Consider the following 22,105-nt stretch of genomic DNA (forward strand, 5'->3'; position numbering starts at 1 on the left):
TCTAAGGAGTGCGGCACATGTCAAAAGGGCATTCGCTACAAGACCCTTACCTGAACACTTTGCGTAAGGAACGCGTCCCAGTTTCCATCTATCTGGTCAACGGTATTAAGTTGCAGGGTCAGATTGAATCGTTCGACCAATTCGTAATTCTCCTGAAGAACACCGTCAGTCAAATGGTTTACAAGCACGCCATTTCTACGGTGGTGCCAGGGCGTCCGGTCCGCCTTCCTGCGACTGGCGAGGCTGATCAGGCCGAATCGGGTAACGAATAAAGGGGTCGATCTTTGTTCTTCGAGCGTCCCGGTGGCGGGGAGCGGGCCATCCTTGTCCACTTGGATGGCCAGGATCCGGCGGCACGTGAAGACCCCCAGGAATTCCAGGAGCTGGCACGTTCGGCTGGGGCTGAGACCGTTGGTTTCGTCAACGTCGCCCGTCACCAGCCCTCCGCCAAATTCCTGATCGGCAGCGGCAAGGTCGAAGAGTTGCATGACTTGGTGCGGGATAGCGAAGTCGAGTTGGTGATTTTCAACCACACGCTAAGCCCCAGCCAGGAGCGCAACCTTGAGCGTGCGCTCGAGTGTCGTGTGCTCGACCGAACGGGTTTGATTCTGGATATTTTCGCCCAGCGCGCCCGCACGCACGAAGGCAAGCTGCAGGTTGAACTGGCCCAGCTCGAGCATATGAGCACCCGGCTGGTTCGCGGCTGGACTCACCTTGAGCGCCAAAAGGGCGGTATCGGACTCAGGGGGCCGGGTGAAACCCAGCTGGAAACCGACCGCCGCCTACTGCGCGTGCGCATTCGCCAGATCAAGCAGCGACTTGAGAAGGTGCGTGGGCAGCGTGAGCAGGCGCGACGGGGTCGCCGGCGTGCCGATGTTCCTCTCGTCTCGCTGGTGGGATACACCAATGCCGGCAAGTCGACGCTCTTCAACGCGTTGACGTCCTCCGAGGTCTACGCAGCTAATCAGTTGTTCGCCACGCTCGATCCAACGCTGCGTCGGCTCGAGCTGAACGACCTTGGGCCTGTCGTCCTGGCTGACACGGTCGGCTTCATTCGACACCTGCCGCATAAACTCGTCGAATCCTTTCGCGCCACGCTCGAAGAATCAAGTAATGCCGACCTGCTGCTGCACGTCATCGATGCCCATGAGCCAGAGCGTGACCAGCAGATCGAGCAGGTATTGGCTGTGCTGACCGAGATCGGCGCTAACGAGCTGCCGTTGCTTGAGGTCTACAACAAGGTCGATCTGCTCGAAGGCATCGAACCGCAGATCCAGCGCAATGCGGACGGCGTACCACAGCGTGTCTGGGTATCCGCGCAGCAGGGCCTTGGGCTCGAGCTGTTGCAGCAGGCAATTGCCGAACTGCTTGGGGACGATCTGTTCGTTGGCACGTTGAGGCTGCCGCAGCGGCTGGGGCGCCTGAGGGCCAAGCTCTTCGAGCTCGGTGCAGTGCAATCGGAATCGCATGATGAAGAAGGCGGAAGCCTTCTGGATGTCAGGCTTCAGCGAGTCGAGCTCAATCGGCTCGTTAGCCAGGCAGGCATCGAGATGCAGCAGTTCATTGAGCAACATACTTTGCAATAAAGGCTAGCGAGGGTTTTAAGCCTATCGTTACGGGCTTTCGGTAGCATTGGCGGACGCGCCGTTGCGCGTCTTTTGCTTTATCTGAATGGAGAGCGCTATGGCTTGGAATGAGCCGGGTGGCAACTCGAACAACCAGGATCCCTGGGGTGGCGGTGGTGGCGGTCGTCGTGGTGGCGGCGATCAGAAAGGGCCGCCGGATCTGGATGAGGCCTTCCGCAAGTTGCAAGACAGCCTGAACGGAATGTTCGGTAACAAGAAGCGTGGTGGCGGATCTTCGTCAGGCGGTGGCAGCGGTCGCCGTGGCGGCTTCGGGCTCCTTTGGGTTGGCCTTGTGTTATTGCTCGCCGTCTGGCTGTTCAATGCGATCTACATCGTCGATGAGCAGGAACAGGCCGTCGTGCTGCGCTTTGGCAAATACCATGAAACGGTCGGTCCGGGTTTGAACATCTATTTCCCGCCTTTCGATCGCAAGTTCCAGGCGAACGTTACCCGTGAGCGTTCATATAGCAAGCAGGGCCAGATGCTCACCGAGGATGAGAACATCATCGAGGTGCCGCTCACCGTTCAGTACAAGATCAGCAATCTTCAGGCCTTCGTACTCAATGTCGAGGACCCGGAGGCGTCGCTGCAGCATGCAACCGACAGTGCGGTGCGTCACGTGGTCGGTTCCACGGCAATGGATCAGGTGCTGACCGAAGGCCGCGAGGCGATGGCAGGTGAGGTCAAGGAGCGCCTTCAGCGCTTCCTCGACAACTATGGCACCGGGATCATCGTGACGCAGGTCAACCTGCAGAGCGCGGCGGCGCCGCGTGAGGTCCAGGAAGCGTTCGACGATGTGATTCGCGCGCGTGAAGACGAGCAGCGCGAGAAGAACCAGGCCGAATCTTATGCCAATGGCGTCATTCCTGAGGCGCGCGGCCAGGCGCAGCGCATGTTGGAAGAGGCCAGTGGTTATCGCGACTCGGTCATCTCGCGGGCCCAGGGTGAGGCGGATCGCTTCAGCAAGCTGGTTGCCGAGTACCGCAAGGCGCCGGAGGTTACACGCGAACGTCTCTATCTGGAGACCATGCAGGAAGTGATGAGTAACACCAGCAAGGTGCTCGTGACAGGTGATAAGGGGCAAAACAATCTGCTCTATCTCCCGCTGGACAAGATGATCAACAGCCGCAGCGACAATGCTGATCGTTCGTCCAGCCCCTCCTCCTCGGGCGCTTCGACCCAGTCGACCCGGATTCCGCCGGAGCTCGACCCGCGTGAAGTGCGTACAAGGGAGGTTCGCTGATGAGCAACAAGTCGTTGACTGCCCTGATCGTCGGCGTCGTGCTGGCAATCGTGGCCTGGAATAGTTTCTATATCGTGTCGCAGACCGAGCGGGCCGTGTTGCTGCGTTTCGGTCGTATCGTCGAGCCCGACGTGAAGCCCGGTATTCACGTGAAGATTCCTTACGTGAACAGCGTGCGCAAGTTCGATGGTCGCCTCATGACGCTGGATACAACCACGTCGCGCTTCCTGACGCTCGAGAAGAAGGCGCTGATGGTCGACTCCTACGCCAAGTGGCGTGTGGACGATGCCGAGCGTTTCTACACGGCGACGTCGGGCATGAAGCAGATCGCCGATGAGCGCCTGGCTCGTCGTCTTGAGGCTGCACTTCGCGACCAGTTCGGTAAGCGCACCTTGCACGAGTCCGTCTCCGGCCAGCGTGACGAGCTGATGGCGTTGGTCACCAACAGCTTGAACCGCGCCGCACAGCAGGAGCTCGGCATCGAGGTGGTGGATGTCCGCGTCAAGGGGATCGACCTGCCGCGCGAGGTCAATCGCAGCGTATTCGAGCGCATGAGCTCGGAACGTGAGCGTGAAGCGCGCGAGCATCGCGCCAAGGGTAAGGAGCTGGCTGAGGGTATTCGCGCCGACGCTGATCGTCAGCGTCGCGTGCTGCTTGCCGAGGCCTTCCGTGAAGCGGAGGAACTGCGAGGCGACGGTGATGCGCAGTCCGCGGCTATCTATGCGGCAGCCTATGGCCTGGATCGGGAGTTCTATTCGTTCTACCGCAGCTTGCAGGCTTATCGCGATAGCTTCGCCAGCAAAGATGATGTGCTGGTACTCGATCCGAACAGCGATTTCTTCCGCTATTTGGAGTCGTCCACGGCGCAATGAAGCGGTGGCGGGTCATCCGGCGGGGCGGTCCGTCCTGCGGGTGACCCGACGGCAAAAGGTTGTTATGATCGCCGAGCCGGGTCACTCCCGGCTTTTTTACGCCTGTGCTTCCGGTCGAAGCCAGGCCGATCCGCACATGGCCCCGCCAAGTTGTGCCTGTACGGCGCGCGGCGCAGAGGCCACGGTTCAAAACGAAATTGCACGCGATAGAAGGCCGGCAGTTGCTGTAGCCCGGTTCTCGTCTGCTTGAATGGGTTTGCCGTATCGAGGAGTGATGGCGAAATGGCAACGTTAGACCGCTGGCTCTTGCCAGATGGCATCGAGGAGGTGCTGCCTGCCGAGGCGGCGCGTATCGAAACCGCACGGCGCCGCGTACTGGACTTGTTTCAGCGTTGGGGTTACGAGCTGGTCATCACTCCGCATATCGAGTTTCTGGAGTCCCTGCTGACCGGTGCCGGTCAGGACCTCGACCTCAAAACCTTCAAAGTGATCGACCCGCTGTCCGGTCGCCAGATGGGATTGCGGGCTGACATCACGCCTCAGGTCGCTCGACTGGATGCGCATACCTTGCGCCGTGAAGGGCCGAGTCGTCTGTGCTACGCCGGCAGTGTGTTGCACGCCAAGCCACAGGCTTTGGCGACCTCACGCAGCCCCATTCAGCTTGGCGCTGAACTCTACGGCGACAGCAGCACCTCGAGTGATCTTGAGGTGATTAGTCTGATGCTCGAGATGCTCGAGCTGGCCGACGTGCCGCATGTACATATGGATCTCGGGCATGTTGGTATCTATCGAGGGCTTGCTCGCGCAGCGGGGCTTTCCGGTAACGCCGAGCAGCAACTGTTCGATGCGATGCAACGTAAGGCGATGGATGAGATCGAAGTGCTTACGGCTGCCGTCGAGCCTGATCTTGCTCGCATGGTGCGGGCTTTGGCGCGCCTGTGTGGCGGGCGAGAGACGCTCGAGGTCGCGCGTTCCGTGCTTGCCGGTGCGCCTGTCGCGGTGCTCGAGTCGCTCGAAGGGCTGATTCGTATCGCTGATCAGGTCGCCGCGCGCTATCCGCAGCTGCCCCTGTATTTCGATCTTGGCGAGCTTCGCGGCTACCACTATCACACCGGCGTCGTGTTCGCTGTGTTTGTGCCCGGCGTAGGGCAATCGATCGCTCAGGGCGGCCGCTATGACGACATCGGTGCCGATTTCGGTCGTGCGCGTCCGGCGACTGGCTTTTCCACCGACCTGAAGACGCTGGTCAGTCTGGGCAATGCCGAGCTGTCTGTCAGTGCTGGCGGTGTCTGGGCACCGAGCGAAGGTGCGGCTGGCTTATGGCAGGCGATCCGCCAGCTTCGCCAGCAGGGCGAGCGCGTGGTGCAGGCGTTGGATGGGCAGGGTGGTGTTTCGGCGGCGGGCGCCGGATGCGACCGTCAGTTGATATTGCACGATGATGCGTGGGTGGTGGCGCCGCTGTACCGCTGAGCGGTGCGGTTGGATGCGCTAGGCTGATTCTGTTTCTTTGCCGGCTTGGGCCGGCATGCTTCGCCGAGAGGACAAGGGTTTATGGGTAAGAATGTCGTGGTCCTGGGCACCCAGTGGGGTGATGAGGGCAAGGGCAAGATCGTCGATCTGCTCACTGATCAGGCGGCGGCCGTTGTCCGCTTCCAGGGTGGCCATAATGCCGGACACACGCTCGTCATCGATGGCGAAAAGACGGTCCTTCACCTCATTCCGTCCGGCATTCTGCGAGCGAACGTGCAGTGCCTGATTGGCAACGGCGTGGTGGTCGCGCCCGACGCGCTAATGCGCGAAATTACCAAGCTGGAAGATAAGGGCGTCCCGGTGCGCGAGCGCCTGCGCATCAGTCCCGCTTGTACGCTGATCCTGCCGTACCACGTTGCGCTGGACCAAGCGCGCGAGGCGTCTCGCTCCGAAGGCAAAATCGGTACGACGGGTCGCGGTATCGGGCCGGCGTATGAGGACAAGGTAGCCCGTCGCGGTCTGCGAATCGGCGACTTGTTCAACCCTGAGCGTTTCGCCGTGAAGCTGCGCGAATTGCTCGAGTATCACAACTTCATCCTGCAGAATTTCTACAAGGTCGAGCCGGTCGATTTTCAAAAGACACTCGATGAGGCGCTAGGCTATGCCGAGATTCTCAAGCCGATGATGACCGACGTATCCGCCTGCCTACACAATCTTCGCAAGCAGGGCGCGCGGATCATGTTCGAAGGTGCCCAGGGCTCGCTGCTCGATATCGATCATGGCACCTATCCGTACGTGACCAGCTCCAGCACCACGGCCGGCGGAACCGCAACTGGCTCGGGCTTCGGTCCGCTTTATCTGGACTATATCCTGGGTATCACCAAGGCCTACACCACCCGTGTGGGTTCTGGTCCTTTCCCAACCGAACTGTTCGACGAAACCGGGGCTCGCCTGGCTGAGCGCGGGCATGAGTTTGGTTCAACCACTGGCCGCGCGCGCCGCTGTGGCTGGTTCGATGCCGTGGTCTTGCGCCGCGCGATCGAGATCAACAGCGTCTCGGGTCTCTGCCTGACCAAGCTGGACGTGCTCGATGGCTTGGAAACCATCCGCATCTGCGTCGCCTACAAGGATCGCAATGGCGAGGTGCTGGTAGACGCGCCGACTGACGCCGATAGTTATCAAGGTCTACAGCCGGTGTACGAAGACATGCCGGGCTGGAGCGAGTCTACCGTCGGCGCCAAGTCGCTCGATGCGCTGCCGGCCAATGCGCGAGCGTACATCAAGCGCCTTGAGAAGCTGGTCGAGGCGCCGATCGATATCATTTCCACTGGGCCTGATCGCAACGAGACCATTGTGCTGCGTCATCCTTACGCCTGATGCAGGCCGCTCTGCCAGGTGCTGTTGCGCTGGGCAGAGCGGCAAATGAGCGTACGAAATGAGAAAGCAAGAAGCTGATAAGGCGTTCAGTTCGCCGAAACGAAAAAACCGAGCCAATGGCTCGGTTTTTTTCTGAAGAGTGGTGCCCAGGAGAAGACTCGAACTTCCACGGTGTTGCCACCGCTAGGACCTGAACCTAGTGCGTCTACCAATTCCGCCACCTGGGCACATTGCGATGATTGCTCATCGACTTAATTTGTCGTTTGCTGGTCGAAGCCGACTTGCTTCGTTTCTGGCTGCATCGGAAACCGTTGCATCAAGAGAGGAGTGGTGCCCAGGAGAAGACTCGAACTTCCACGGTGTTGCCACCGCTAGGACCTGAACCTAGTGCGTCTACCAATTCCGCCACCTGGGCACAAACGATGATACTTCACCGCTTACGTGTTACAACGTCAACCAGACACTGTGGGCGCGAACTATACGGGCGAGGTTATAGGTTGTAAACCCCCGCTTGGGAAAAATAATTCGCCTTAAACCTGCCGCGCGCAGGCGTTTCGCGCTTCAATAGATACAGGGCGTTCTGCCTCAATAAATGAATGAAAGGTGACATCTCTTAATGGCCGATTGGCAATCCCTCGACCCCGAGGCCGCACGTGAAGCGGAAAAATATGAAAACCCCATCCCCAGCCGCGAGCTGATTCTCCAGCATCTGAGCGAACGCGGCTCACCAGCGACCAGGGAGCAATTGGTCGAAGAATTCGGAATGGTGTCCGAAGATGATATCGAGGCACTGCGTCGCCGCCTGCGCGCGATGGAGCGCGATGGTCAACTGATCTACACCCGGCGCGGCACGTATGCCCCGGTGGACAAGCTTGACTTGGTATGCGGTCGCGTGAGCGGCCACCGTGACGGTTTCGGCTTCCTGATCCCAGATGACGGCAGCGACGACCTGTTTCTGAGCCCCGCGCAGATGCGCCTGGTTTTCGATGGAGACCGCTGCCTCGCGCGGGTCGCCGGCCTGGATCGCCGCGGGCGGCGTGAAGGGGCTATCGTCGAAGTCATCAGCCGCGCCCACGAAACCATCGTCGGCCGGTATCAGGAGGAAAGCGGCATTGGGTTCGTCCTGGCTGACAACCCGAAGATCCAGCAGGAAGTGCTTGTGACAGACGGGCGTTCGCTAGGTGCCAAGCCTGGGCAGTTCGTCGAGATTCGCATCACCCACTGGCCTACGCAGCGCTTTCAGCCGCAGGGTGACGTCGTTGAGGTGATCGGCAATTACATGGCGCCAGGCATGGAAATCGACGTCGCGCTGCGCAGCTTCGATATTCCCTATGTATGGCCTGATGCCGTTCAGCGCGAAGCGGCGAAGCTCAAGCCGGAGGTCGAAGAAAAGGACAAGCAGAAGCGTGTCGACCTCCGCCACCTTCCGTTCGTCACGATCGATGGGGAGGATGCCCGCGACTTCGATGATGCGGTGTATTGCGAAAAGCTTAGCGGGTGGAAGCTGTTCTCCGGGGGCTATCGTCTCTATGTGGCGATCGCTGATGTCTCGCATTACGTGAAAGTCGGCTCGGCGCTGGACAAGGAGGCCGAGCTGCGCGGCACCTCGGTGTATTTCCCAGAGCGCGTTGTGCCGATGCTGCCCGAAGCGCTTTCCAACGGGCTCTGCTCGCTGAATCCGCATGTCGATCGCCTAGCCATGGTTTGTGAGATCACACTGAGCAAGTCCGGCAAGATGACCGACTATCAGTTCTACGAGGCGGTCATTCATTCCCATGCCCGGCTGACCTACAACAAGGTCAGCAGCATGCTCGAGCAGCCTTCGTCAACCGAGGGCAAGCGACTGATTGGCGAATATGGGCAAGTGCTACCGCATCTAAAGCAGCTCTACGCACTTTTCAAGGTATTGCTCAAGGCGCGTCATGCGCGTGGCGCGATCGATTTCGAGACCCAGGAGACCCGGATCATCTTCGGTGCGGGGCGCAAGATCGCCGAAATCCGGCCGACCGAGCGTAACGATGCGCACAAGCTCATCGAGGAGTGCATGCTGTGTGCCAACGTCGCCACCGCTCACTTCCTGCAGGACCACGACATCCCTGGCCTGTACCGGGTGCATGAAGGGCCACCGCTTGAGCGTCAGGAGAAGCTGCGTGCCTTCCTTGGCGAGCTGGGTCTGGCCTTGCACAGAGGTAAGGAAGGGCCGACGCCGAAGGATTATCAGGCCTTGCTGGAGCGTATCCAGGATCGGCCGGACTTCAACGTTATCCAGACGGTCATGCTGCGCTCGCTGAGCCAGGCGGTCTACAGCCCGGACAATAACGGTCACTTCGGGCTGAACTACGAGGCCTACGCGCATTTCACCTCGCCGATTCGTCGCTACCCGGACTTGCTAATCCATCGCGCGATCCGCAGCGTGATTCGCTCCCGGCGCGATACGTCGCACGTTCGCCGTGCGGGCGCGACCAGCATGCCGAAGGCGCGTATCTATCCATACGACGAAGCGACGCTCGAGCAGCTCGGCGAGCAGTGCTCCATGACTGAGCGCCGTGCGGACGAGGCGACTCGCGACGTGGTGAACTGGCTCAAGTGCGAGTTCATGAAGGACCGGGTCGGCGAGACGTTCCCGGGCGTGATCACCGCGGTGACGGGATTCGGCCTGTTCGTCGAACTGACTGATATCTATGTCGAGGGGCTGGTGCATGTCACGGCCATGCCGGGCGACTATTACCATTTCGATCCGCTTCATCATCGCCTGTCGGGCGAGCGTAGCGGCCGCAGTTTCCGATTGGGCGACAGCGTCGAGGTGCGTGTCATGCGCGTCGACCTGGATGAGCGCAAGATCGATTTCGAGCTGATCGGCGGCGGTAGCCGGGTCGGCGCTGGCGAGCGCAAGGCGACCGGCGAGCGCGAAGGCAAGGCCGAGCGTTCGCGTAGCCGGAAGACGACGGGGAAAGACAAGGAAAGCGTCAGTGCCGACGTGATGAAGAGCCGCGAGATGAAGAAGGCGCTGCTGTCCGAGGCTAAAGAGAAAAAGACCGGGGCGGGCAAGGCCAAGCGCAGTACTGGCAAAGCAAAGACCGAGGGTTCTCGCACCAAGTCGGACGGTGGCGCGCCGCGTAAGCGTAAGGCGAAGTCATGAGCGACCTGGAAAAGATCTATGGCCTGCACGCTGTAGAGGCCATGCTTCGTCATCACCCCCGGCGCGTAAAGCAGGTGTGGCTAGCCGAGGGGCGGGGCGACCCCCGCATTCAGGCGCTGCTGCAGCTCGCCGGCCAGGAAAAGGTTCGTGTCGGGCAATGCGAACGCCGCGAGATGGATGCCTGGGTTGAGGGCGTCCACCAGGGTGTCATTGCCGAAGTCAGCCCCAGCCAGGTCTGGGGTGATGCGATGCTCGACGAGCTGCTCGACCGCACCGAGCAGGCTCCGCTGCTACTCGTGCTGGACGGGGTGACCGACCCGCATAACCTCGGCGCTTGCCTGCGCACGGCTGATGCGGCCGGTGCGCTGGCCGTCATCATCCCCAAGGACAAGTCCGCAACGCTCAACGCAACGGTACGCAAGGTGGCTTGTGGTGCGGCTGAGGTCATACCGCTCGTCGCGGTAACCAACCTCGCCCGGACCTTGGAAAAGCTGCAGCAGCGCGGCCTGTGGATCGTCGGCACAGCCGGTGAAGCTGAGCAGGAGCTCTATGACCAGGACCTGAGCGGGCCGATCGTGCTGGTCATGGGGGCCGAGGGCAAGGGGATGCGGCGCTTGACCCGAGAGCACTGCGATTTCCTGGTGCGGTTGCCGATGGCCGGCAGCGTCAGCAGTCTCAACGTCTCGGTCGCGACGGGTGTCTGCCTGTTCGAAGCACGGCGTCAGCGCCGGCGCGGCCAGCCCGTCGCCTGAAACAATGGGTGGCGCTCATATGGGCGCCCCCTTCCGAACCAGATCGCGCCTCGTGCGGTCCATTGTCGATCCCGTGCCGCCTTGGTGCTCAATGTCGCTCTGCTGCACGTGCCCGGCTTTAGCCTGGCGCTGAGCCGAGTCCGGCCGCGTCAGGCTAGCACCATGGAGGTTGTATGCCGCAACGCCCGCCTTTCGAGGCATTGTTCAGGGTTTCACCAAACGCTTACCTGCTGCTGGATCGGGATCTGGTGATCCTCGATGCCAACGATGCCTATCTGAAACTGACTGCCCGCGCGCTCGAAGAAATAGTCGGCAAGCGCATCCATGATGCTTTTACCGCAGATCCCGATGCGCCTGAAACAACGCATGTGGATGAGCTGCTCGAATCTTTCGCGCAAGTCCTGCGGACACGTGCGGTCGACAGCCTGCCGGTGATCCGTTATTCGATATTGGTCGGCGAAGGCGACTCGGCCGTCTACCAGGATCGGTACTGGAGTGCGACGCATACACCCCTGCTCGACGAGAGCGGGGAGGTTGCCATGATTCTGCAGCACACCGTCGATATCACCGAACTGCAGTCGTTAAAGGCGTCGCTGCGCTCGGCTGAGGCGGGCGCGCAGCCGCCGCAGCAGATCGAGGCTGGCATCATGTCCCGCGCGAGGCTGATGCAGGATGAGGGCAAACAATTGCGTCAGTTGTTCGCTCAGGCGCCGGGGTTCGCCTGCTTCTTGCGCGGCCCAGAACATGTATTCGAACTGGCCAATGCCGCCTACGAGTCGCTGACCGGGCACCGGCCGCTGATCGGGCGGACTGTACGCGAGGCGCTTCCCGAGCTGGAAGGGCAGGTGTTTATCGATTTGCTGGACGATGTCTACCACAACGGTCAGCCGTACATTGGGCGAGGTATGCGAGCCATGCTGCGGCGGCAGCCCGAAGCCGAGCCCGAGGAAGTCTACGTCGACTTCGTGTTCCAACCGATCATTGAGCGTGACGGTAAGGCCTCTGGAATATTTGTGCTGGGCAGCGATGTGACGGAGCAGTACCGCAGCCAGCAGGAATTGCAGGCCCATCGTGATCATCTGGAGGAATTGGTTCGCGAGCGTACCCAGGAGCTGTCGCACAGCGAGTCCGAGCGTCGTGTTGCAGAAGCGGCGCTGATGCAGGCGCAAAAGCTCGAAGCTGTGGGCAAGCTTACCGGGGGCATCGCCCACGATTTCAATAACATGCTGCAGATCATCGGCGGCAATCTGCAGTTGCTGCGGCGTAGTTTGGGCGGTGACGAAACGGCACTCAGGCGACTCGATTCGGCGGTTGGCGGTGTTGAGAAGGGTGCTCGACTGGCCTCGCAACTGCTGGCGTTCGCCAGCCGTCAGCCGTTGTTGCCGCAAGCAGTGGACCTCGGCGCGCTGCTCGAGCAGATGAGCGAGCTGCTCAACGGGGCGCTGGGGCGCGCCGTTCAATTAACGATTGATGGTCAGGTTGGGCTGTGGCCTGTTTCGGCGGACACCGGCAATCTGCAGGCAGCGATTCTCAATCTGGCGGTCAATGCACGCGATGCGATGACGAGTGGGGGCGAGCTCAGGCTGCTCCTGCGTAATCGAAGCTTCGACGCATCGGCGCTAGCCGCCCATCCAGACGCAGCGCCGGGCGACTATGTGGAACTGAGCGTGGTCGACCGCGGTGAGGGAATGCGACCCGAAGTGCTGTCACGCGCCTTCGAGCCCTTCTTCACGACTCGCCAGGCCAGCAATGCCTCGGGCCTTGGCCTGAGCATGGTGTATGGATTCGTCAGGCAGAGCGGCGGTTTCGTTGAGCTTGAGAGCGAGGCGGGTGCGGGCACGGTGGTGCGCATTTGCTTACCCCGAGATGCTTCCCATATGGATGAGGGTGCAACCTTGGAGGCGAGGGGGAATGCAGCGTCTGTGGTCGCTAGCGACCCCGCCTCGACGCGCTCCGGCGCCCTGGCGATTCTTTTCGTCGAGGACGATCCAACCTTGCGCATGCTCACCGGCGAAGTAATGGAAGAGCTCGGGCACCGGGTGACACCGTGCGACTCCGCCGAAGAGGCGTTGGAGCAGTTGGAGCGGAGCAGCTTCGATGTATTGCTGACCGACGTGGGCCTGGCCGGCATGAGCGGTACCGAGCTGGCCCGCCAGGCAAAGGCGCGGCATCCGTCGCTCAGCATCGTCATCGCCTCGGGCTATCCGGTAGATGCACGCGAGGAAGGCCTGGAGGGGTTGAAATCCATGCTCAAGCCTTACGACATCCAGCAGGTGCGTGCGCTGCTCGATGGCATTCGTGACGAGCGTGGGGGCTGACCGGACGCTCGTCGAGCTGGTTAAAACTTCACCAGATCGCCTTGCGCGGGCGGGCGCGCTTCTCTAGAATTGCGCCCCTTGCCCGAGCGGCAGGCGTTTGCGCGCCTCACTGCCGGCAAGACAATATCCAGATTCACTCCTTGCCTGATCCGCGCACAGCGGCAGGCTGCAACCCGTAAGGAGCAACAATGCGTCATTACGAAATCATCTTCCTGGTCCACCCGGATCAGAGCGAGCAGGTCGGCGGCATGGTGGAGCGTTACACCAAGCTGATCGAAGAAGACGGCGGCAAGATCCATCGCTTGGAAGACTGGGGTCGTCGTCAGCTGGCCTATGCCATCGACAACGTTCACAAGGCTCACTACGTGATGCTGAACGTCGAGTGCAGCGGCAAGGCCCTGGCCGAGCTGGAAGACAACTTCCGCTACAACGATGCCGTCATCCGCAACCTGGTCATCCGTCGCGACGAAGCCGTGACCGAGCAGTCTGAAATGCTCAAGGCCGAGGAAAACCGTAGCGAGCGCCGTGAGCGTCGTGATCGCCCTGAAACTGACAATGTCAACGAAAACGACAATGACAGCGACAGCCGCGACAACAACGCGGACGAGTAATCCACGGACCTATTGAGGAGCCTATTTCATGGCACGTTTTTTCCGTCGTCGTAAGTTCTGCCGTTTCACCGCAGAAAACGTCAAAGAGATCGACTACAAGGATCTCAACACCCTGAAGGCCTACATTTCCGAAACCGGCAAGATCGTTCCCAGCCGTATCACCGGAACCAAGGCACGTTATCAGCGCCAGCTGGCCACCGCTATCAAGCGCGCCCGTTTCCTGGCCCTGCTGCCCTACACCGACAGCCACGGTCGTTGATCGAGCTGTTCGACAGAAGTAAAGGATAGATCGCATGCGCGCCCTGGCTGATTTCATCATGCGCGGCCGTGTGCAAGCCATCGTGGTGGTGGCAGGCTCCGCGGCATTGCCGATGTTGTTCTGGCTATCTGCGGCTGCCGGAAGCCTGGTGTTGTTGCGTCGTGGGTTTCGGGATGCGTTGGGCGTGTTGGTCTGGGCCATAGTGCCCGCCTGTGCCTGGTGGTTCTTCGGTGATCCACGCACGTTGCTGGTCTTGCTGGGTTCGTTCGGTCTTGCGTGGTTGTTGCGCGACCAGGCGTCCTGGTCCCGCGTGATGCTGTGTAGCGTAGGGCTTGGGCTGTTGTACGCCTGGGCGCTCGGAGTGGTTTTCGGTGAGCCGATTGCGGCACTCGCCACAGAGTTGCAAAAAGTGCTGCCCGAGATGTTGTCGGACGCCTACCAGCAACTCTCGGCAGATGAGCAGGCGCGATTGGGTTCGCTGCTGACACCGGTTCTGACCGGTCTGTTGGCGGCCTTGCTGCAAATTGCCACGCTACTCAGCCTGATGCTGGGGCGTTACTGGCAAGCATCGCTCTACAACCCAGGTGGGTTCGGTCTGGAGTTCAGGGCACTGCGGTTCACCCCGCTGCCGGCGATGTTGCTGTTGATGGGCATCCTGCTAGGGCCGAGCCTAGGCGTACAGATGGCGATGATGGCGCCGTTGTGCAGTGTTCCGCTGGTTTTTGCTGGCATCGCATTGCTCCACGGGCTGGTCAGGCAAGGGCGTATGGCCCGGTTCTGGCTGGTTGGGCTTTATGTCACGCTGGTGTTGTTCATGCAGTTGATTTATCCGTTACTGGCCGTTTTGGCCGTTGTCGACAGTTTGTTTGATTTTCGCGGGCGCGCATCTCGTGATGACGATGTGGGACCTGCGGACGGTGAAGGTTAAAAGTTAAGAGGTAAGGCTCAAATGGAAGTCATCCTGCTGGAAAAAGTCGCAAACCTGGGCAACCTGGGCGACAAGGTAAACGTCAAGGCCGGCTACGGCCGTAACTACCTGCTGCCACAGCGCAAGGCCACTGCTGCGACCCCGGCGAACATCGCCGAGTTCGAAGCACGCCGTGCCGAGCTGGAAAAGGCCGCTGCCGAGCGCAAGGCGTCCGCCGAAGCGCGTGCTGCGCAATTGGCTGAGCTGGAAGTCACCATCACCGCGACCGCGGGCGATGAGGGCAAGCTGTTCGGTTCCATCGGTACCCACGACATCGCCGATGCGCTGACCGCCTCCGGCGTCGAAGTGGCCAAGAGCGAAATCCGTCTGCCTAACGGTACTATCCGTCAGGTCGGCGAATACGACGTCGCGGTGCACCTGCACACTGACGTCGAAGCGACCGTCAAGCTGATCGTGGTCGCTGGCTGAAGCCAGTCGTTGTCTGGCACCACCGGTGCCTGACGCGTAACATCGGGCACGTTTCCACCCAGGTGGAACGTGCCCTTTGTCTTTCTGAACCCATTGATTCACGAGTGCCATGAACGACATCAGCATCCCACAGCAATACGATCTGGAAACCGCCGCGCTCAAGGTGCCGCCGCATTCGATCGAGGCCGAACAAGCCGTGCTGGGTGGCCTGATGCTCGACAACAATTCCTGGGAGCGCGTGCTCGATCAGGTGTCCGATGGCGATTTCTATCGCCATGACCACCGGCTGATCTTCCGCGCGATCTTCGCCCTCGCCGAACGCAACTCGCCGTTCGATGTGGTGACGCTTTCCGAGCAACTGGACAAGGAAGGCCATCTGGCTCAAGTCGGCGGGTTGGCCTATCTCGGTGAGCTGGCGAAAAACACACCCTCGGTCGCGAACATCAAGGCCTATGCGCAGATCATTCGCGAGCGCGCTACGCTGCGGCAGTTGATCGGCATCAGCAACGAGATCGCCGACAGCGCCTACGCACCGCAAGGCCGCACCGGCGAGGAAATTCTCGACGAGGCAGAGCGGCTAATCTTCCAGATTGCCGAAGCGCGGCCAAAGACCGGCGGCCCAATCGGCATCAACGACATCCTGGTCAAGGCGATCGATCGAATCGATACGCTGTTCAATGCAGGCGAAGCGATCACGGGCCTGTCCACTGGTTTTACCGATCTCGACGAAGCGACCAGCGGCCTGCAGCCAGCGGATCTCATCATCGTGGCGGGCCGCCCCTCCATGGGTAAGACCACCTTCGCCATGAACCTGGTCGAAAACGCCGTGCTTCGCTCCGACAAGGCGATCTTGGTCTACTCGCTGGAAATGCCTGCCGACTCCATCGTGATCCGTATGCTGGCCTCGCTCGGTCGCATCGACCAAACCAAGGTGCGTACCGGCAAGCTCAGCGATGACGATTGGCCGCGACTCACCTCGGCCGTCAATCTGCTCAACGACCGCAAGCTGTTCATCGACGATACCGCGGGTATCAGCCCGTCGGAAATGCGCGCGCGCACCCGGCGTTTGGCGCGCGAGCACGGCGAGATCGGCATGATCATGGTCGACTACTTGCAGCTGATGCAGATTCCCGGCTCCAGCGGCGACAACCGGACCAACGAAATTTCCGAAATCTCCCGGTCCCTCAAAGGCCTGGCGAAGGAGTTCAATTGCCCGGTGATCGCCTTGTCGCAGCTCAACCGCTCCCTGGAGCAACGCCCCAACAAGCGCCCGGTGAACTCCGACTTGCGCGAATCGGGGGCGATCGAGCAGGACGCTGACATCATCATGTTCGTCTACCGGGACGAGGTCTATCACCCGGAGACCGAGTACAAGGGCGTCGCCGAAATCATCATCGGGAAACAACGGAACGGCCCGATTGGCACGACCCGCCTGGCCTTTCTTGGCAAGTATTCACGGTTCGAGAACCTGGCGCCGGGTAGCTATCAGTTCGACGACGAGTAGCCGCTGTCGGCATGTTCCGTACTTCGGTGCGAGCCGTGCCTTTGCATAGCGGGTCGGCCTGCACGACCGAGTGTGCGCAGAGTAAGATTCCCGCCTCGCCCGCCGCTGTACAGGAATCACACCCATGCGCCCGTTGGTCGCCACGGTCGATCTGACCGCGATACGCCACAACTACCAGCTCGCCAAGCAATGCGCGCCCCAGCGCAAGGCGTTCGCCGTCGTCAAGGCCAACGCCTACGGCCACGGCGCGCCTGAAATCGTGGCGGCGTTGCACGATCTTGCCGATGGCTTCGCTGTAGCCTGCCTCGAAGAAGCCGAAACGATTCGTGCTGAGGCCCCCGAGACGCGAATCCTGCTGCTCGAAGGTTGCTTCGAACCCGCGGAATATCTGCGCGCTGCCGAGCTGGGGCTGGACGTCGCAATTCAGGACCGGCGCCAGGCTGAATGGCTGTTGCGCGCTGAGTTGGCGCGGCCGCTGAACGTGTGGCTTAAACTGGACTCGGGTATGCACCGGCTGGGCTTCAGCCTGGCTGAGCTGAGGGAATGCCATGCGCTGCTGACGGGAGCGGCTCAGGTCAGCGAACTGAACCTGATCAGCCATTTTGCCTGCGCCGACGAGCGCGGCCATCCGCTGAACGAACTGCAGCTTGAACGCTATGCGGAGCTGCTGCCGTTGGCGTTCGATCAGTGCTCGCTAGCTAATTCCGCTGCGGTGCTGACCTTGCCACAGGCACATATGGCCTGGATCCGGCCCGGCATCATGCTCTACGGCGCCACGCCATTCGCCGAACTGAGCGCCAGGGAGCTGGGGCTCAAGCCGGCAATGACGCTGACCGGGGCGCTGATCGCGGTGCGTGAGGTGCCGGCCGGTGACAGCGTCGGCTACGGTGCCAGCTGGGTGGCGCAGCGACCCTCGCGAATCGGAACGGTGAGCTGCGGTTATGCCGATGGTTATCCGCGCAGCGCGCCGGCCGGCACGTCAGTGGTCATCCACGGGCAGCGTGTGCCCTTGGCTGGTCGGGTATCGATGGACATGCTTGCGGTGGACCTTACCGACTTGCCGCAGGCTCATCCTGGTGATGCGGTAGAGCTGTGGGGCGCGCAGATGCCGATCGACGAGCTGGCCCAGGCATGCGGCACCATTGGCTATGAATTGCTGACCAAAGTGACCGGCCGGGTGCCGCGTCGTTATATCGGCTGATCGGCCGCGGCCTGTCCGTCCTGTTGCACCCAGTTCGCCCGGCCCCGCTGCTTGGCTTGATAGAGCGCTTCGTCCGCCGCTTTGTGGAGCTGTGAGAACTCACCGGCATGACGGGGAAAGAATGCCGCGCCGACGCTGACAGTCACGGCCAGCCCAACACCTCGATAAGGCACCGGCCGCGACAGTTCATCAAGCAGGCGTTCGGCAATCGGCGCGGCGTCCTGCTCAGCATCCGGCCCGGTCAGCAGTACCGCGAATTCGTCGCCGCCCAGCCGGGCAGCCATGTCGCTGCTGCGCACCAGGCTGCGCAAACGCTGGCCAAGGGTGCGCAACAGTAGGTCGCCAGCATCGTGGCCGTACCCGTCATTGATCGGCTTGAAGTGATCCAGATCGATCAACAGCAGCGCAACGGACTCGCCCCGCTGGCGAGCCTCGCCCATGGCCTGCTCGATGCGCTCGATTAGGAAGCGGCGGTTCGGCAGCTCGGTCAGCGGGTCGTGGAAGGCTGCCTGCTTGAGCTCGACTTCCTGGGCGCTGAGGTGCCGGTTGGCTTCGGCGAGTTCCGCGGTGCGTGCCTCAACGGCAAGGCTGAGCTGTTCGGCGCTGGCTTGAATGTGTCGCAGCCGCTCGCTCTTTTCGCGGTCGGCATGCTCCAGCGCCGCGGCGCGCTCCTGTTTGAGAATCTGGATGCGGTAGGCCAGGGCAAAGGAGAACAGGATGGATTCGGCAGCAACGGCCAGCGGAAAGGCGAATGCATTCCAGGCGGCGGGCTGGACGACGCCGGTCGCACGCAAGAGCAGCAGGTTGACGCTGCCGAGAATCACGCCGAAACCGAGCAGGTAGAGCACCGCTGGAAAGTAGCCTTGGCGCCAGCGGCCAAACGAGGCCCAGAGCGAGGCCGGTATCGCAGTGAACGCCAACGCCACGAAGACCCAGGCGCCGAATGCGCGCCAGCCGAAGGCATTGAGCAGCACAGCGAGCCCGTAGAGCACGCAGGCGAAGGTCAGCAGCCGATGCGCCCAGGGTACGAAGCGGCGCGTTTGCAACAAGGTTTGTGTGAAGCGACAGGCGCTGAAGCCCCACAGTGCCGGGATGCTGATGCGATCCAGCCAGAACGGGACCGGCCCGCCAGGCCAGAGGTACTGGAAACCGTGGCCGGTCATCGCCAGGATCATCAGCAGGGCGCCGCTGGTGGTCATGACGTACCAGAAATAGGCGGTGTCGTGCAGGCTGAGAAAAATGAACAGGTTGTAGAGCAGCATCGCCAGGATCACGCCGTAGACGAGGCCGAGAAACAGGTTCTCGCCAACGGCCTGCTCCTGCAGCGCGTCGAGTTGCCAAACCTTGAGCGGAAAGGAATTGCCGGCCGGGTCATAGCTGCGCAGGTAAACAGTCGCCGCCTGTTGGTCGTCCAGCGGCGGCAGCCGGAACAGCATGCGTCGATAGGGGTAGTCGCGCCCTTCGTTGAAGCCGACCCGCTCTCCGGATTGCCGCTCTTGCCAGCCCCCATTGCCGTCCGGCAGGTAGAGGCGCAGATCCTTCAGCGTGACCGAGCCGACTTCCAGCCACCAGGACGCCGGCGCGTCGTGGGTGCGCTGGAGTTTGACCCGGATCCACCAGGGGTTCGGGCTCTGCCCTACGCTGGCCTTGCCGTGGGCGGGCTGGAAGCGGGCCTGTATCTCGGGGGCTTGAAGCTGTTGGATGTCCAGCTGCGTCCCGGCCTTCCAGCAGGTCGACCTGGGTGTTGAGCCCGCGGCCACTGTCGGTCGGGTCGAGAACGAGGGTGTCGGCCCGAGCGATGCCCAGGCTTGAGAGGGTCATGAGCAACGCGATGAGAAGGGTGCGCACCGGGATATCCGGAACTCGAAGCAGGGGCTGGGTCGCGCGAGTATAACGGCGCGCAGGGGCGGCGGGTGCGCCTGTCGCCCCGCGTGAGAAAGACCCTGCGCAATGGTCGGGCTTGATCATTTTTTGTGCTATATTCCGCGCCCGTTTTCGTTGCCCCGGTGCTCCGCCATGCACGCAGCCAAGCCATTGTTCGACTATCCCAAGTACTGGGCCGAGTGTTTCGGTCCAGCGCCTTTCCTGCCGATGAGCAGAGAGGAGATGGATCAGCTCGGCTGGGATTCGTGCGACGTGATCATCGTCACCGGGGACGCCTACGTCGACCATCCGTCGTTCGGCATGGCGATCATTGGCCGCCTGCTCGAAGCGCAGGGCTTTCGCGTTGGCATCATCAGCCAGCCCAACTGGCAGAGCAAAGACGATTTCATGAAGCTCGGCCAGCCGAATCTGTTCTTCGGCATCGCGGCGGGCAACATGGATTCGATGATCAACCGCTACACCGCCGACCGGAAGGTGCGCTCGGATGACGCCTATACCGCTGGCGGGCAGGCCGGCAAGCGCCCGGATCGCGCCAGCCTGGTCTACAGCCAGCGTTGCAAGGAGGCCTACAAGGACACGCCAGTGATCCTTGGTGGCATCGAGGCATCGCTACGCCGCATCGCCCACTACGATTACTGGCAGGACAAGGTCCGCCGCTCGATCCTGATGGACGCCACGGCCGACATCCTGCTGTACGGCAACGCTGAGCGCGCTGTGGTCGAGGTGGCGCAGCGCCTGGCTCGTGGTGAACGGGTCGAAGAGATCACCGACGTACGCGGCACCGCCTTCCTGCGCAAGGATTCGCCTCAGGGCTGGTTCGAGATCGACTCCACCCGGATCGACCGTCCGGGCAAGGTCGACAAGATCATCAATCCTTACGTCAGTACCCAAGACCTGCAGTCGTGCGCCATCGAGCAGGAAAAAGGCGGGAGTGGCCTGGCGGATGACCCGAACGAGGCGAAGGTCGTCCAGTTGCTGCCGAACCCGAAGATCGAGCGCGACAGGACCGTCATCCGGTTGCCGTCTTTCGAGAAAGTGCGCAACGACCCTGCGCTTTACGCCCATGCCAACCGCGTCCTGCATCTGGAGACCAATCCGGGCAATGCGCGTGCGCTGGTGCAACGGCACGGCGACCATGACATTTGGCTGAACCCGCCGCCCATTCCGTTGAGCACCGAGGAGATGGACTATGTGTTCGCCTCGCCGTTCGCGCGGGTCCCGCATCCGGCGTATGGCGGCAGCAAGATTCCAGCCTACGAGATGATCCGCTTCTCGGTGAACATCATGCGCGGCTGCTTCGGCGGCTGCACCTTCTGTTCGATCACCGAGCATGAAGGCCGAATCATCCAGAACCGCTCGCACGAATCGATCCTGCATGAGATCGAGGAGATGAAGAAGCTGCCGGGGTTCACTGGCGTGGTGTCCGACCTCGGCGGGCCTACCGCCAACATGTATCGCATCGCCTGCAAGAGCACGGAGATCGAGAAGCACTGCCGCAAGCCGTCGTGCGTGTATCCCGGCATTTGTGAAAACCTGAACACCGACCATAGCTCGTTGATCGAGCTGTACCGCAAAGCGCGCGCGCTGCCAGGCGTGAAGAAGATCCTGATCGCCTCGGGGCTGCGTTATGACCTCGCCGTGGAATCGCCCGAATACGTCAAGGAACTGGTCACCCATCACGTCGGCGGCTATCTGAAAATCGCGCCCGAGCACACCGAGCGCGGGCCGTTGGACAAGATGATGAAACCTGGAATCGGCTCCTATGACCGGTTCAAGCGCATGTTCGACAAGTTTTCCAAGGAGGCGGGCAAGGAGCAGTACCTGATCCCGTACTTCATCGCGGCGCATCCCGGCACCACTGACGAGGACATGATGAATCTCGCGCTGTGGCTAAAGGCCAATGGCTTCCGCGCCGATCAGGTTCAGGCCTTCTACCCCTCGCCGATGGCCAGCGCCACGGCCATGTACCACAGCGGCAAGAACCCGCTGCGCAAGGTGACGTACAAAAGCGAAGAGGTCGCCATCGTCAAGAGCGAGGAGCAGCGCCGCCTGCACAAGGCTTTCCTGCGCTATCACGACCCCAAGGGCTGGCCGATGCTGCGCGAGGCGCTATTGCGCATGGGGCGCGGCGATCTGATCGGCAGCGGCAAGCACCAGCTCATCCCGGCGCATCAGCCGGCGACCGAGGGTTACCACAGCGCGCGTCGAAAGAACTCGACGCCGGCCGGCAGCAAGAAGGCGGGGCAGGGCGGACAGATCCTTACCCAGCACAATGGCTTGCCACCACGCAGCCATGACGGCAATGCCTGGGACAAGCGCGAGCAGGCCAAGGCTGCCGCCGAAGCACGCCGCAAGGCGGCGGCCGGCAACGGCAAACCGCCAAAGAGCCGCAAGCCGTCCCAGCGGCCGGCCGTACCGCGCTGATTGGCGCATCCGGGCGCTAGCGTTCCGCTT

At 61.6% G+C, this 22,105-nt stretch carries 16 protein-coding genes, 2 tRNA genes and 1 pseudogene; 16 read left to right on the top strand and 3 right to left on the bottom strand.

All coding sequences use genetic code 11. From position 1 onward, the window contains the following. Positions 1-17 precede the first annotated feature (17 nt). From hfq to KXR72_RS18470, 6 genes are all read left to right on the top strand, one after another. Positions 18-272 carry an RNA chaperone Hfq gene (gene hfq / locus KXR72_RS18445; RefSeq protein ID WP_437422558.1) on the top strand — a complete coding sequence of 85 codons (255 nt, stop codon included), beginning with the start codon at positions 18-20 and terminating at the stop codon, positions 270-272. 12 nt (positions 273-284) lie between these two features. Then, a complete protein-coding gene (hflX, locus tag KXR72_RS18450) occupies positions 285-1,586 on the top strand; it encodes a ribosome rescue GTPase HflX (protein ID WP_437422559.1) in 1,302 nt (433 codons plus the stop codon). A gap of 97 nt (positions 1,587-1,683) precedes the next feature. Next, positions 1,684-2,868: an FtsH protease activity modulator HflK gene (gene hflK / locus KXR72_RS18455; protein WP_437422560.1), complete on the top strand. Its 1,185-nt coding sequence runs from the start codon at positions 1,684-1,686 to the stop codon at positions 2,866-2,868. Beyond that, positions 2,868-3,740, top strand: coding sequence for a protease modulator HflC (hflC, locus tag KXR72_RS18460; RefSeq protein ID WP_437422561.1), 873 nt, complete (start codon positions 2,868-2,870; stop codon positions 3,738-3,740). Before hflK ends, hflC begins: the two co-directional genes overlap by 1 nt. Before the next feature lie 282 nt (positions 3,741-4,022). Beyond that, a complete protein-coding gene (locus KXR72_RS18465; RefSeq protein ID WP_437422562.1) occupies positions 4,023-5,210 on the top strand; it encodes an ATP phosphoribosyltransferase regulatory subunit in 1,188 nt (395 codons plus the stop codon). A gap of 81 nt (positions 5,211-5,291) precedes the next feature. Beyond that, a complete protein-coding gene (locus tag KXR72_RS18470; protein WP_437422563.1) occupies positions 5,292-6,587 on the top strand; it encodes an adenylosuccinate synthase in 1,296 nt (431 codons plus the stop codon). A 140-nt stretch (positions 6,588-6,727) separates the two neighbouring features. Here KXR72_RS18470 and KXR72_RS18475 read toward each other — a convergent pair. Beyond that, positions 6,728-6,814, bottom strand: a tRNA-Leu gene (locus tag KXR72_RS18475). Positions 6,815-6,915: 101 nt separating this feature from the next. Next, a tRNA-Leu gene (locus KXR72_RS18480) sits at positions 6,916-7,002 on the bottom strand. Positions 7,003-7,203: 201 nt separating this feature from the next. On the opposite strand from KXR72_RS18480, the gene rnr reads away from it, so the two are divergent. From rnr to alr, 9 genes are all read left to right on the top strand, one after another. Then, complete coding sequence (rnr, locus tag KXR72_RS18485; protein WP_437422564.1) at positions 7,204-9,726, top strand: ribonuclease R; 2,523 nt, start codon at positions 7,204-7,206, stop codon at positions 9,724-9,726. Then, positions 9,723-10,478: a 23S rRNA (guanosine(2251)-2'-O)-methyltransferase RlmB gene (gene rlmB, locus KXR72_RS18490; protein WP_437422565.1), complete on the top strand. Its 756-nt coding sequence runs from the start codon at positions 9,723-9,725 to the stop codon at positions 10,476-10,478. Before rnr ends, rlmB begins: the two co-directional genes overlap by 4 nt. Before the next feature lie 173 nt (positions 10,479-10,651). After that, on the top strand, positions 10,652-12,796 hold the full coding sequence (locus KXR72_RS18495; RefSeq protein WP_437422566.1) for a PAS domain-containing protein: 2,145 nt from the start codon (positions 10,652-10,654) through the stop codon (positions 12,794-12,796). Between the two features lie 188 nt (positions 12,797-12,984). Continuing rightward, on the top strand, positions 12,985-13,407 hold the full coding sequence (gene rpsF, locus KXR72_RS18500) for a 30S ribosomal protein S6 (protein ID WP_243607453.1): 423 nt from the start codon (positions 12,985-12,987) through the stop codon (positions 13,405-13,407). Between the two features lie 28 nt (positions 13,408-13,435). Then, positions 13,436-13,666 (top strand): 30S ribosomal protein S18, encoded by a 231-nt coding sequence (gene rpsR / locus KXR72_RS18505; RefSeq protein ID WP_019340128.1) that lies wholly within the window; start codon positions 13,436-13,438, stop codon positions 13,664-13,666. Between the two features lie 34 nt (positions 13,667-13,700). Then, on the top strand, positions 13,701-14,594 hold the full coding sequence (locus KXR72_RS18510; protein ID WP_437422567.1) for a hypothetical protein: 894 nt from the start codon (positions 13,701-13,703) through the stop codon (positions 14,592-14,594). 21 nt (positions 14,595-14,615) lie between these two features. Continuing rightward, on the top strand, positions 14,616-15,062 hold the full coding sequence (gene rplI, locus KXR72_RS18515; protein ID WP_243607451.1) for a 50S ribosomal protein L9: 447 nt from the start codon (positions 14,616-14,618) through the stop codon (positions 15,060-15,062). Positions 15,063-15,171: 109 nt separating this feature from the next. Continuing rightward, positions 15,172-16,566 (top strand): replicative DNA helicase, encoded by a 1,395-nt coding sequence (gene dnaB / locus KXR72_RS18520; RefSeq protein WP_437422568.1) that lies wholly within the window; start codon positions 15,172-15,174, stop codon positions 16,564-16,566. A gap of 124 nt (positions 16,567-16,690) precedes the next feature. Next, positions 16,691-17,767, top strand: a complete 1,077-nt coding sequence (gene alr, locus KXR72_RS18525; protein ID WP_437422569.1) for an alanine racemase — start codon at positions 16,691-16,693, stop codon at positions 17,765-17,767. Here the strand turns inward: alr and KXR72_RS18530 are convergent. Beyond that, positions 17,755-19,588 (bottom strand): annotated as a pseudogene (locus tag KXR72_RS18530) (diguanylate cyclase domain-containing protein). The gene alr and the pseudogene KXR72_RS18530 overlap by 13 nt on opposite strands. 195 nt (positions 19,589-19,783) lie before the next feature. On the opposite strand from KXR72_RS18530, the gene KXR72_RS18535 reads away from it, so the two are divergent. Further along, a complete protein-coding gene (locus KXR72_RS18535) occupies positions 19,784-22,075 on the top strand; it encodes a YgiQ family radical SAM protein (RefSeq protein ID WP_437422570.1) in 2,292 nt (763 codons plus the stop codon). The last annotated feature ends 30 nt before the right edge of the window (positions 22,076-22,105 follow it).

This window comes from Stutzerimonas chloritidismutans (assembly GCF_051486945.1).
In the GTDB taxonomy this organism is placed as follows: domain Bacteria; phylum Pseudomonadota; class Gammaproteobacteria; order Pseudomonadales; family Pseudomonadaceae; genus Stutzerimonas; species Stutzerimonas chloritidismutans_B.